The sequence below is a fragment of the Serratia oryzae genome (assembly GCF_001976145.1).
In the GTDB taxonomy this organism is placed as follows: Bacteria; Pseudomonadota; Gammaproteobacteria; order Enterobacterales; family Enterobacteriaceae; genus Chania; species Chania oryzae.
On record NZ_MOXD01000001.1, the window covers coordinates 552,605 to 564,358 of the forward strand.

The following is an 11,754-nucleotide window of genomic DNA, read 5'->3' on the forward strand; positions in this document are numbered from 1 at the left end:
ATAACGAGGGTGCGCTGATGACTACTTCGACACATAAAAAGGTTAAGGAAGATAAACGTCTGAGCGATGGACCGGACTGGACGTTCGACCTGCTGCAGGTTTATCTGGAGCAGGTTGACCGGGTGGCCAAGCATTACCGGCTCGACACCTATCCACATCAAATCGAGATCATCACCTCCGAGCAGATGATGGACGCTTACTCCAGCGTCGGGATGCCGATTAACTATACCCATTGGTCGTTCGGTAAAAAGTTCATTGAAACCGAGCAACTCTACAAACAGGGCCAGCAAGGCTTGGCCTATGAGATCGTGATCAATTCCAACCCGTGCATTGCCTACCTGATGGAAGAAAACACCATTACTATGCAGGCGCTGGTTATGGCGCATGCCTGTTATGGGCACAACTCGTTTTTCAAGAATAACTACCTGTTTCGCAGTTGGACCGATGCCAGCTCAATCGTGGATTATCTGCTGTTTGCCCGTCACTACATTAGCCAGTGTGAAGAACGCTATGGCGTTGAGGAAGTGGAGAAGCTGTTGGACTCCTGCCATGCGCTGATGAATTACGGCGTTGATCGCTACAAACGCCCGCAGAAAATCTCGCTGCTGGAAGAGAAAGCGCGGCAGAAAAGCCGTGAGGAATATCTGCAAAGCCAGGTGAATTCGCTGTGGAAAACGCTGCCACGCGTAGACCGCGAGGCGCTTCCTGAGCAGGCACTGCGTTACCCACGTGAGCCGCAGGAAAACATTCTCTACTTTATGGAGAAAAACGCCCCGCTGCTGGAGCCTTGGCAGCGTGAAGTGTTGCGCATCGTGCGCAAGGTGAGCCAATACTTCTATCCACAGAAACAGACTCAGGTGATGAACGAAGGTTGGGCTACCTTCTGGCACTACACCATTCTGAACCATCTTTATGATGAAGGACGTGTGACGGATCGCTTTATGCTGGAGTTCCTGCACAGCCATACCAACGTGGTGTATCAACCACCGTACAACAGCCCGTATTACAACGGGATTAACCCGTATGCACTGGGCTTTGCCATGTACCAGGATATCAAGCGTATCTGCCAGTCTCCGACCGAGGAAGATCGCTATTGGTTCCCTGACATCGCTGGTAAAGACTGGTTGGATACCTTGCATTTCGCCATGCGTGACTTCAAGGATGAGAGCTTTATCAGCCAGTTTCTATCGCCGAAAGTGATGCGTGACTTCCGCTTATTCACCGTGCTGGATGACGATCGCAACAACTATCTGGAGATCTCGGCGATCCACAACGAGGCCGGTTACCGCGCGATACGTCAGGAGCTGTCAGCACAGTACAACCTGAGCAATCATGAACCGAATATCCAGATTTGGAACGTCGATCTGCGCGGCGATCGTTCACTAACGCTGCGTTACATTCCACAAGATCGCGCGCCGCTGGACAAGAGCCGCAAAGAGGTGATGAAACACCTGCACCGCCTGTGGGGCTTCGATATCATTCTGGAGCAGAAAAACGAAGATGGCAGCATTGAGTTGCTCGATCGCTGCCCGCCAAGGCCCACCGCGTTATAACTCGCTACAACAGCAAAGGGGCGCACAATGCGCCCCTTTTGACGAACAGAGGAACCTGTTACCGGCGGGCCTCGGCCAGATCGCTCGGCATTGCGCCCTGCATGCTGTGCCAGATTGCCCCGCTCTCTTTACCGTAACTACGAACGCAATCCATCACCTGATCGTACATCTTTTCGTGGCACAGGGTAGAGAGCTTGTTGTAGAAGCTGAGCGCCAGTTTGCGCGCATCCGGGTTAGAGAAGTAATAGCGGCCCACTCGGGTATACAGCCCTTTCAACCCATTGAGGATCAAGCCATAAATCGGGTTGCCCGAGGCAAAAGCCAGCCCACGGAAAATCTCGTAATCGAGGTGATTGAAGGCCTCCGCCTGATCTTCCACCTGCGCGGCTTTCGCCAGCACTTCTTGCGCCTGCTCGGGGTGGTTGCGCACCGCAGCGCGGATAAAGATCGAGGCAATATTGGTGCGCACGGCCAGCAGGTTATCAATCAATTGCGGCACGCTGTTGTGATCGAGGCGTGCCAGGGTTTCCAGGATATTCAGGCCTGAAGTTTCCCAAAAATTATTCACTTTGGTGGGTTTACCATGCTGAATCGTTAACCAACCATCACGGGCCAGTCGCTGTAAAACCTCACGTAATGTGGTGCGTGTGACACCAATCAGCTCTGAAAGCTCACGCTCCGCGGGCAAAATAGAGCCAGGGGGGAAGCGATTATTCCAAATACTTTCAATAATATATTCTTCCGCGAAACCGGCAGGACTCTGCGCCTTTATGACCATGTGTTTGACGTTCCGTAGCGACGATATACAGTAATAGTAGTTTGCTGATCATACCAGATCGCCGGGGTATCACATAGCGGGAGCAAAAAACATTAAACGAAAGTGTGCATAACCCGGCAAAAAATATGCGAAAACACCGCTTGGCAGAAATTTCCTCATAAAACTAACCTTGGATTGCAACAGACCCATGGCGGTTGTTAGGGTATAGCGCGTTAACTCTTTTGAAGGTTTTGTAAAGACAGCATGAATATGACTATACGTTCGGCATTGGTGAAAAATTTTCTCGGGCCTTCTCCCGACTGGTACAAATTAACCATCATCAGTTTTCTGGTGATTAATCCGCTGGTATTTTTCCTGATCAGCCCCTTTGCTGCAGGTTGGTTGCTGGTCGTTGAGTTTATCTTTACGCTGGCCATGGCGCTGAAATGCTATCCCTTGCAACCCGGTGGGTTGCTGGCTATCCAAGCGGTGCTAATCGGTATGACCAGCCCAGCACACGTCAGTAAAGAGATAGCTAACAATCTTGAGGTGTTGCTACTGCTAGTGTTTATGGTGGCTGGCATCTACTTCATGAAACAGCTGCTGCTGTTTGTGTTTACTAAACTGCTGCTCAATATCCGTTGCAAAATGCTGCTTTCGCTGGCCTTTTGCGTCGCGGCCGCTTTGCTTTCTGCTTTCCTCGATGCCCTGACGGTGGTTGCCGTGGTTATCAGCGTTGGCACCGGTTTTTATTCGATCTATCACAACGTGGCGTCCAAAGGTGCCGATAAGAATATCGACATCAGTGACGACAGCAACATTGATAATCCTGACCATAAGCAAACGCTTGAGCAGTTCCGGGCTTTTTTACGCAGCCTGCTGATGCACGCCGGTGTGGGGACCGCGCTGGGTGGTGTGATGACCATGGTGGGGGAGCCACAGAACCTGATTATCGCCAAAAATGCTGGCTGGGGATTCGGTGAGTTTTTCCTGCGCATGGCACCGGTTACGCTGCCGGTATTTGTCTGTGGCCTGCTGGTCTGTCTGCTGGTTGAACGTTTTGCGGTGTTTGGCTACGGCACGGCGTTGCCGGAACGCGTGCGTGAGGTGCTGCAGGAGTTCGATCGGAAAGCGACCGCCAAGCGTAGCCGCCAGGATAACATGAAGCTGGTGGTACAGGCCCTGATTGGCCTGTGGCTGGTTATTGCCCTAGCCTTCCATCTGGCGGAGGTGGGGTTGATTGGCCTTTCAGTGATCATTCTGGCGACGTCTCTGTGCGGTATCACGGATGAACATGCCATCGGCAAGGCGTTTCAGGAGGCCCTGCCCTTTACCGCGTTGTTGACGGTGTTCTTTACCGTGGTGGCAGTAATCGTGGAACAGCAGTTGTTTACGCCGGTGATTCAGTTTGTTCTGCAGGCAGAACCTTCGGCACAACTCTCTCTGTTCTATCTGTTTAACGGCCTGCTCTCTTCAGTTTCTGACAACGTTTTTGTCGGCACGGTGTATATTAACGAAGCACGTGCAGCACTGGAAAACGGCACACTTTCACTTAAACAATTTGAAATGCTGGCGGTGGCCATCAATACCGGCACTAATCTGCCCTCGGTTGCCACCCCCAACGGCCAGGCCGCTTTCCTGTTTCTGCTCACATCAGCGTTAGCGCCGTTAGTCCGCCTGTCTTATGGCCGCATGGTTTGGATGGCGTTGCCTTACACTCTGGTGCTAACCTTGGTTGGCCTATTGTGCGTGCAGCATACCTTAGCGCCAGCCACGGATCTGCTAACACAATGGCACTGGTTAACGCTGCCACCGCTTGACGCCGTAGCCCCAGGCTCGGCACATTAATCGGCATAACCGCCCCGCCACCAGCGACTATTTTTCACTGAATAGCGTTCAGATAGCTGGCAGCGGGGATGAATTGGTTTACACTGCCGGTTCAATTGCTTACTGCATGGAAGAACAAATATATGTTGCAATTCTTTAACCGTTGCTCACAAGGGCGCGGTGCTTGGCTGCTGATGGCCCTGACTGCATTGGTCCTGGAGTTGGTTGCTCTCTATTTTCAACACGTAATGCTGTTGCAGCCTTGTGTGATGTGTATCTATGAACGCGTTGCGCTGTTCGGGATATTAGGCGCTGCGCTGCTGGGTGCCATTGCGCCAAAAACGCCGCTGCGTTATGCGGCTATCTTATTATGGATATACAGTGCCTGGTCGGGCGTACAGTTGGCCTGGAAGCACACCATGATCCAATTACACCCATCGCCGTTCAATACCTGTGATTTCTTCGTCAGTTTCCCATCCTGGCTGCCGCTCGACAAATGGCTGCCCGAGGTGTTCCACGCTTCAGGAGACTGTTCCGTGCGCCAATGGCAGTTTCTGTCATTAGAAATGCCACAGTGGTTGGTAGGGATCTTTGCTGCCTATCTGCTGATCGGTGTTTTGGTACTGCTGAGCCAATTTGTACGCCAGCGTCGGCGTGATCTGTTTGGCCGCTAGTCGTCATCAGACAAAAAACGGCGCTTCAAGCGCCGTTTTTTATCGGGTTGTCATTTCACGCATTGCTTCACATCAGGTGTGAGTAAAGAAATAAACGAGCACAATCAGTGCCCCGGCTACGGTAAACAGACGAGCCATCTTCATCATTACATTCTCATTGCTGGGCGAGATAGCCGACAAACTACCTAACATTGGCTTTAAAAAGAAGCCCAACTTGGGGATTTGTGGCGTAATTTACATAACATTAAGTTATGCTGTGATAACAATCTGTTCTCTGTTATCCATTTACCCGCCGAGACATGTTTCAAAAATGTTTATAGTTAATGCTGGCTTATATAAATAGCCCATACTTTATTCATTGTAAATATATTTTAATGTTACTGGTTAATATAATTACTAATAAATAAAACTCATAATCGCTCACCAGATTAACCTTAAGCATTTATTTATAGCACCATTTACTCTTTGTTTAATTTCGTATAACAGTTATGTTCATAAAACATCTATGATGTGCCAGATATAACGCCGTGTCCTACCCAAGTAGGTTGGGCCGATATCGCGGTCAGACTCTGTCTCACAGATGGAGAAAACCGTAAGAAAGACGCGGTACTTAAGTAAGGGAACAAAATGTCAGACATTAAAATAACCCCAGAAGCGGCCATTATGCGGCTTCCCTATCAGGATTGGAGCACTACCTCTCCTTCCTCTATAGACGCCGTCGCCGCCCTCGAACAAGGCAAGGTACTGTTTTTTCCCCATTTGGCCTTTAATCTGACCGACACTGAGAAAACCTTACTGACCCCCGAACTGGCCGATCCTAAACGCAAGAATATCAGTTATCAGCCGAAATTGCAGAAACTGACCGGTGTCGCGGTTGAAAAGCAGCGAGAAGCGATACAGAAATTGTTGGCTCACCATCACCGCGCCTGCCAGGAGTTGGTTACCTCGGTATTGCCCGAATATCGTCATACACTGCATACGCCAACCAACAGCCTGCGCCTGCACCCTATTTCTGCCTGGAAAGCCTGCAATTCATGGCGTAAAGATGATACCCGTCTTCATGTTGATGCGTTCCCTTCACGCCCTAATTATGGTGAGCGTATTCTACGGATCTTCACCAATATCAATCCCCACGGAGAGAACCGTCTCTGGCGTGTCGGTGAGCCGTTCCCAGAGTTGGCGCAGCGCTTTCTGCCCCGGCTCGGGCGTTATTCCCCATTGATCAGTTGGGTGCAGGATAAAGTCGGTATTACCAAAACCCGTCGCAGCCATTACGATCATCTGATGCTGCAAATGCACGATGCGATGAAAGCGGATATGGAATACCAGAACAACGGCCCGCAGCAGGCGATCGAATTCCCACCGGGCAGCAGTTGGATTTGCTTTTCCGACCAGACACCGCACGCCGCGATGTCGGGGCAATTCATGCTGGAACAGACCTTCCTGTTGCCAGTGAAAGCGATGAAAACGCCGCAGAACTCACCGCTGAAGGTCTTGGAAGCGATGCTTCATAAACCGCTGATTTAGGTTTTGCTCCTACCGGGGCTGGGGAACGCTGAGCGATCGGCGATTACCTTGCCCAGCTCGGTTTGTTTAAGATGTGATCCTGCCAATCCACCACTTCGCTTTCACGAACGGCGATGTGGCGCACCGTAATGCGCTCACCGTGCATGGCAGCCTTGGAACCGCTGATCAGCGGATGCCAAGAGAACAGCGGTTTGCCTTCACCAATCAGGCGATAGGCACAGGTTGGTGGCAACCAGTCGAACGTAGTGAGGTTTTCACGCGTCAGCTTGATGCAATCCTCTTCCAGTTCAAATCGCCGCTCGTAATGGCGACACTGGCAAGATTTGATATTCAGCTGATCGCAGGCAACGTTAGTGAAATAGATTTCGTCGGTATCTTCGTCGATCAGTTTATTCATGCAGCATTGGCCACAACCGTCGCACAGCGATTCCCACTCTGCTTCAGACATTTCATCCAGCGTTTTCTGTTGCCAAAAAGGGAGTTGTGACATATCGACATCCGAATAATAGGTAAATGAGCACATCACCTGCGTACAGGCTTCAAGGGGGGCACTATATCGACACTGAGCGCAAAAGGAAATAACTACGGAACTAACCCTGCCGGTTGCAGCCTGCACCTAATGATGACGTTGCAGGCCGCAAGGCATTAAATCACACGTGTACTGAGTGCTTTGCCATTCAGAGAGATTTTCAGCATGTCGCCGGAAACCATCGGCCCCACGCCCTGAGGCGTACCGGTCAGGATAATGTCACCTGCACGCAGCGTAAAGAAACGGCTCATGTAAGCGATCAGCGGTAAAATTGGGGTAATCATATCGCGAGTATTCCCCTGCTGACGCAGTTCATCATTCACCGTCAGCGAAAGCTCGGCATTTTGTGGATCGCCAAACTCAGCCACCGGAATAAAGCCGGAGATCGGGCAAGAACCATCAAAACCCTTGGCTTTTTCCCAGGGTTGCCCAGCCTTTTTAAACCCGGCCTGCAGCTCACGCAAGGTCAAGTCCAACGCCACTCCGTACCCGGCGATAGCGCGCGCCACACGATCTTCATTGGCCTGCTTCAACGGCGTACCGATCAGTACCGCAAGTTCAACCTCGTGATGAACCGATCCTAGGCCTTTAGGGATCGCCACCGGCTGGCGAATGTCACACAGCGCCGTTTCAGGTTTGATAAATACCACGGGTTCAGGCGACGTCGCACTACCCATTTCCTTAATGTGGTCAGCATAGTTACTGCCGACACAGACCACTTTATTTACCGGGAAATCGAGCAACGCACCTTGCCAGTCTCTATGTTGATACATACCACCTCTCCCAACCACAGTGTTGGGGTTCCGCTTACAAACCCCATCTTCGAACGCGGCACCACTCCAGGCACCGCTTTATAGCATCGGCTTTTATTGCCCGATACCGTCTGCCATCATTCCCACACTAATCGCAAAATAGTACGAGCGATTCCAGTGCATCAAGGTACGAAAATTATCATAAACCAGGAATGCCCGCCCTTGTATATCATCTGGCGCGATCGCCCAACTGCGTAAACGAGAAGATGGCAACGCTGAGCCATTCGCAAGCCTGACACCACGTGCGGCTAATTAAACGACGCTGTGTGCCTGCGCCTCTTGCAACCCCAGACTATCGACATTAAATCCTGCTGGCAACTTCACCTCTCAGCCCCAGCAGACGCCTGGCTTTGTCGTGAACGGTCGCCAGAATCAGAATATTCAAAAGAAACGGCGTTTAACTCCACGCTAAAGATCTGTTGGGATTATTTTTTGCTGTCAGACAGATGCAGGTTTAATAAATTTTCCACCGGTGGCGGGAACTGCAGATAAAATCCATCTTGCTTCAACGCTTCTTTCACCGCTTCAATATCTGCCGAGGCTAATTTCTTGCGCCCGTCGAGTGAAAGCATCATTGAGAACTGCGGTGTACCAAAGCTTTTCATCAGTTCTTCCGGCACGCGCGAGAAATCGTCTCTTTTTTCGACATAAAGATAAGTTTGATCGCGTTTTGGGCTTCTATAGATCACACAAAGCATTTTTTTAACTCTATTTAATTGAGGCAGCGTCTTGCCTGGATATAACTCTGACTATAACATGCTTATAGTACTTCGGAATATCGCACCCCGAGTGGTATTCCGGGGATTTAAAGTTGCTGAGACTGAGTCAGGATAGATGTCACAATCGCCAATTGAGCTAAAAGGCAGCAGTTTTACCCTATCGGTTGTTCATTTGTATAATTCAGAACCCGAGGTAATACGTCAGGCATTGCAGGAGAAAGTGGATCAAGCACCCGCTTTTCTTAAAAATGCCCCTGTTGTGATCAATGTCGCGACGCTGAACGGCGACGCGAACTGGAAAGAACTTCAACAGGCTGTCACGGCTGCGGGTTTACGCGTGGTCGGCATCAGTGGTTGCAAAGATGAGCGGCAAAAACGTGCTATCGCTCGTGCCGGTTTACCCTTATTAAACGAAGGTAAAGGGCAGAAAATTCCCCCGCCCGTCGCGGCACCCGTGCCGGATAACGCCCCTGCCAAAACGCGCATCATCAATGCTCCTGTCCGTTCCGGCCAACAGATTTATGCCCGCAACAGCGATTTGATCGTCACCAGCAGCGTCAGTGCCGGCGCAGAATTGATTGCCGATGGCAATATTCATATCTACGGCACCATGCGCGGCCGTGCACTGGCTGGCGCCTCCGGCGATGCCCAGTGCCAGATTTTTTGCACGCACCTGGGTGCTGAGCTAGTCTCTATCGCAGGGCAGTATTGGTTGAGCGATCAGATCCCGTCCGACTTCTTCGGGCAGGCAGCGCGGCTCAGCCTGTTGGATAACGCTTTAACCATACAACCTTTAAATTAAGCCCTTTTGACAAGGAATCCATTTCATGGCACGCATTATTGTTGTTACATCGGGTAAAGGGGGCGTTGGCAAGACCACATCGAGCGCGGCCATTGCTACCGGCTTAGCCCAGAAAGGCAAGAAAACCGTAGTGATCGACTTCGATATCGGTCTGCGTAACCTTGACCTGATCATGGGCTGTGAACGCCGGGTAGTTTATGATTTTGTTAACGTTATTCAGGGTGATGCCACGCTGAATCAGGCGTTGATCAAAGATAAGCGCACCGAAAACCTCTATATCCTGCCCGCGTCGCAAACGCGTGATAAAGACGCCTTGACCCGTGAAGGCGTTGAAAAGATCCTCAACGATCTCGATGAGATGGGATTTGAGTTTGTGGTCTGCGATTCACCCGCTGGCATTGAAACCGGCGCGCTGATGGCGCTGTATTTCGCCGATGAAGCCATTATCACCACTAACCCGGAAGTGTCCTCAGTACGCGACTCAGACCGCATCCTTGGCATTCTGGCTTCCAAATCTCGCCGTGCCGAAAAAGGTGAAGCCCCTATCCAGGAACATTTGCTGCTAACCCGTTACAACCCGGGCCGTGTCAGCCGTGGCGACATGCTGAGCATGGAAGATGTGCTGGAAATTCTGCGTATTCCGCTGGTTGGCGTAATTCCGGAAGATCAGTCTGTATTACGCGCCTCCAATCAGGGCGAACCTGTTATTCTTGATAGTGAGTCAGACGCCGGTAAGGCCTACGACGACACCGTTCACCGCCTGTTAGGAGAAGAACGCCCATTCCGCTTCATCGAAGAAGAGAAAAAGGGCTTCCTGAAACGCCTTTTTGGGGGATAAACCATGGCTTTGTTAGACTTCTTTCTGTCCCGCAAAAAATCAACAGCCAGTGTAGCCAAGGAACGGCTGCAAATTATCGTTGCAGAGCGTCGGCGTGGGGACAGCGAGCCCCACTATCTACCTGATTTAAAACGCGACATTCTGGCGGTAATTTGTAAATACGTTCAAGTCGATCCTGAAATGCTGCATGTGCAATTCGAGCAGAAAGGAGACGATATTTCGGTACTTGAACTGAACGTAACGCTACCGGAATCGGAAGATACACCTAAATGATTGCGGCGCATTAATTACCCCCTGCCTATTTTACGCAGGGGGTAACTGTATATATATACATACAAAAAGATAAAGACGTAAATATCGCTGCTTTGCGCGTTGAGATAATGCCAATTAATCTTTTTAGCATAGCGGTAGGGTTAAATTTCTTACGGCAGTATTTGCAAGAATAGAACAGCCTGCACTGCCCCATTCTTGTTACCAACGATTAATAATTCTTCAGGATATCCTGCAAAGGTTCTGCTAATAATTCACCACGCCAACCGCTGATTAATTCTGGCGTTGTATCATTGCCTTTCAGTTTCCAATGCCAGTTTAGCAATTGATTGATCTGCCGACGTGAGGCCAGCAACTCGCTGCTTAAACCACTTTTTTCACTCACTTCGCTGATGGCCGCTTTAATATCCTTAAATACTTTCTTATAACCGGGCTGATCGATCAGATTAGTAATCGGCTCAGGCAACGCAGACTCATCCAGCGCGTTAGCTTCTGCCACCAGCGCAATCAGCGTTTTACCATGATAGCGAATCTCTGGCCCACTCAGCCCCAGTGCATCAAGCTCCCCTAAGGAGGCTGGCATGTAGCGGGCAACGGCCCACAGGTTCTCTTCACGCACCACGAAATTCACCGCCAGATCGCGCTCACGCGCCTGACGCAAACGCCACTCCGCCAGTTTCTGCAAACAGCCTAACTGACGCGGACGTAACTGCCAGGCGTTGGTGATTTCACGGTAGGCTAATTCTGGCGCCAAGGTTTCACTGCGGCGCTGGCATAACAAAAGACATTCATCGTGTGCCGCCGCTGTGCAACCCGCCTCTTCGGTTTCCTGCACCAGTTGTTTGGCCATCGGCAACAGGTAGAACACATCAGCAGCAGCGTAAATACACTGCCGTTCCGTTAACGGCCGCGCCAACCAGTCGGTACGGGATTCACTTTTATCCAGCTCGACCTGCATATACTCCGCCACCAGTTTGGCAAAGCCGCAAGACAACGCATGGCCGCTAAACGCGGCCAGGATCTGGGTATCGATCATCGGCGTTGGCAACGTTTTGAAGGCATTGAGGAATACCTCCAAGTCTTCACTGCCTGCATGCAGGAATTTCACCACGCGGGTATCGGCCAGCAGATCGATAAACGGTTGCCATTGCTTGATAGGAAGCGGATCAATCAGGGAAAGTTGTTCACCATCGTATAACTGGATCAGGCCTAACTGCGGGTAATAGGTGCGCGTTCTGACGAACTCAGTGTCCAGCGCAATCTGGGCATGGTTTCTTGCCTGCTCGCAGACCTGCTGCAAGCCAGTGTCGGTCGTGATCAACTGATAATTCAAAACGTCATTCTCTTTATCGTTTACCCACTCTTCTGCACGAAGAGGAGGAGTATTTCATGATTCAAACACAACAACGCCGGCATTAACCGGCGTTGTTGATAAGGAGTTGTAAC

At 50.7% G+C, this 11,754-nt stretch carries 12 protein-coding genes and 1 pseudogene; 7 read left to right on the plus strand and 6 right to left on the minus strand.

Annotated elements, in window-relative coordinates:
- The first annotated feature begins 17 nt into the window (after positions 1-17).
- Entirely contained in the window at positions 18-1,553 is a 1,536-nt protein-coding gene (locus BMI79_RS02610; RefSeq protein ID WP_076940262.1) for a SpoVR family protein, read from the plus strand.
- Positions 1,554-1,611: 58 nt separating this feature from the next.
- Here the strand turns inward: BMI79_RS02610 and fadR are convergent, their stop codons facing one another.
- Positions 1,612-2,331 carry a fatty acid metabolism transcriptional regulator FadR gene (gene fadR / locus BMI79_RS02615; protein WP_076940263.1) on the minus strand — a complete coding sequence of 240 codons (720 nt, stop codon included), beginning with the start codon at positions 2,329-2,331 and terminating at the stop codon, positions 1,612-1,614.
- Between the two features lie 243 nt (positions 2,332-2,574).
- Here fadR and nhaB point away from each other — a divergent pair, with 243 nt between their 5' ends.
- The 3 genes from nhaB to kdoO all read left to right on the plus strand — a co-directional run bounded on the left by nhaB (position 2,575) and on the right by kdoO (position 6,338).
- Positions 2,575-4,158, plus strand: coding sequence for a sodium/proton antiporter NhaB (gene nhaB, locus BMI79_RS02620; protein ID WP_076940264.1), 1,584 nt, complete (start codon positions 2,575-2,577; stop codon positions 4,156-4,158).
- 122 nt (positions 4,159-4,280) lie between these two features.
- Positions 4,281-4,811, plus strand: coding sequence for a disulfide bond formation protein DsbB (gene dsbB, locus BMI79_RS02625; RefSeq protein ID WP_076940265.1), 531 nt, complete (start codon positions 4,281-4,283; stop codon positions 4,809-4,811).
- A gap of 627 nt (positions 4,812-5,438) precedes the next feature.
- Positions 5,439-6,338 carry a Kdo hydroxylase KdoO gene (gene kdoO, locus BMI79_RS02630; RefSeq protein ID WP_076940266.1) on the plus strand — a complete coding sequence of 300 codons (900 nt, stop codon included), beginning with the start codon at positions 5,439-5,441 and terminating at the stop codon, positions 6,336-6,338.
- Between the two features lie 43 nt (positions 6,339-6,381).
- On the opposite strand, the gene BMI79_RS02635 is transcribed toward kdoO, so the two are convergent.
- From BMI79_RS02635 to BMI79_RS02650, 4 genes and pseudogenes are all read right to left on the minus strand, one after another.
- Entirely contained in the window at positions 6,382-6,828 is a 447-nt protein-coding gene (locus BMI79_RS02635; RefSeq protein ID WP_076940267.1) for a YcgN family cysteine cluster protein, read from the minus strand.
- A gap of 155 nt (positions 6,829-6,983) precedes the next feature.
- Positions 6,984-7,640, minus strand: a complete 657-nt coding sequence (locus BMI79_RS02640) for a fumarylacetoacetate hydrolase family protein (protein ID WP_076940268.1) — start codon at positions 7,638-7,640, stop codon at positions 6,984-6,986.
- Between the two features lie 93 nt (positions 7,641-7,733).
- Positions 7,734-8,006, minus strand: a pseudogene (locus tag BMI79_RS24085) (lytic murein transglycosylase); the annotation flags it as partial.
- Positions 8,007-8,104: 98 nt separating this feature from the next.
- Positions 8,105-8,377 carry a YcgL domain-containing protein gene (locus BMI79_RS02650; protein ID WP_076940269.1) on the minus strand — a complete coding sequence of 91 codons (273 nt, stop codon included), beginning with the start codon at positions 8,375-8,377 and terminating at the stop codon, positions 8,105-8,107.
- A 136-nt stretch (positions 8,378-8,513) separates the two neighbouring features.
- Between BMI79_RS02650 and minC the strand changes: the two genes are divergently transcribed.
- The 3 genes from minC to minE are packed head-to-tail and all read left to right on the plus strand — an operon-like array spanning position 8,514 to position 10,311.
- Entirely contained in the window at positions 8,514-9,200 is a 687-nt protein-coding gene (gene minC, locus BMI79_RS02655; protein WP_076940270.1) for a septum site-determining protein MinC, read from the plus strand.
- A gap of 25 nt (positions 9,201-9,225) precedes the next feature.
- Positions 9,226-10,038, plus strand: coding sequence for a septum site-determining protein MinD (minD, locus tag BMI79_RS02660; protein WP_076940271.1), 813 nt, complete (start codon positions 9,226-9,228; stop codon positions 10,036-10,038).
- 3 nt (positions 10,039-10,041) lie between these two features.
- Complete coding sequence (gene minE / locus BMI79_RS02665; RefSeq protein ID WP_076940272.1) at positions 10,042-10,311, plus strand: cell division topological specificity factor MinE; 270 nt, start codon at positions 10,042-10,044, stop codon at positions 10,309-10,311.
- A gap of 208 nt (positions 10,312-10,519) precedes the next feature.
- Here minE and rnd read toward each other — a convergent pair whose 3' ends face one another.
- Positions 10,520-11,641: a ribonuclease D gene (gene rnd / locus BMI79_RS02670; protein WP_076940273.1), complete on the minus strand. Its 1,122-nt coding sequence runs from the start codon at positions 11,639-11,641 to the stop codon at positions 10,520-10,522.
- Positions 11,642-11,754: the final 113 nt, after the last annotated feature.

What these genes read in the sequence shown, in the direction of transcription:
- BMI79_RS02635 (WP_076940267.1), bottom strand. Translation starts at nt 6,828, where the DNA reads ATGTCACAACTCCCTTTTTGGCAACAGAAAACGCTGGATGAAATGTCT.
- BMI79_RS02650 (WP_076940269.1), bottom strand. Translation starts at nt 8,377, where the DNA reads ATGCTTTGTGTGATCTATAGAAGCCCAAAACGCGATCAAACTTATCTT.
- minC (WP_076940270.1), top strand. Translation starts at nt 8,514, where the DNA reads ATGTCACAATCGCCAATTGAGCTAAAAGGCAGCAGTTTTACCCTATCG.
- BMI79_RS02610 (WP_076940262.1), top strand. Translation starts at nt 18, where the DNA reads ATGACTACTTCGACACATAAAAAGGTTAAGGAAGATAAACGTCTGAGC.
- minD (WP_076940271.1), top strand. Translation starts at nt 9,226, where the DNA reads ATGGCACGCATTATTGTTGTTACATCGGGTAAAGGGGGCGTTGGCAAG.
- fadR (WP_076940263.1), bottom strand. Translation starts at nt 2,331, where the DNA reads ATGGTCATAAAGGCGCAGAGTCCTGCCGGTTTCGCGGAAGAATATATT.
- nhaB (WP_076940264.1), top strand. Translation starts at nt 2,575, where the DNA reads ATGAATATGACTATACGTTCGGCATTGGTGAAAAATTTTCTCGGGCCT.
- dsbB (WP_076940265.1), top strand. Translation starts at nt 4,281, where the DNA reads ATGTTGCAATTCTTTAACCGTTGCTCACAAGGGCGCGGTGCTTGGCTG.
- minE (WP_076940272.1), top strand. Translation starts at nt 10,042, where the DNA reads ATGGCTTTGTTAGACTTCTTTCTGTCCCGCAAAAAATCAACAGCCAGT.
- BMI79_RS02640 (WP_076940268.1), bottom strand. Translation starts at nt 7,640, where the DNA reads ATGTATCAACATAGAGACTGGCAAGGTGCGTTGCTCGATTTCCCGGTA.
- kdoO (WP_076940266.1), top strand. Translation starts at nt 5,439, where the DNA reads ATGTCAGACATTAAAATAACCCCAGAAGCGGCCATTATGCGGCTTCCC.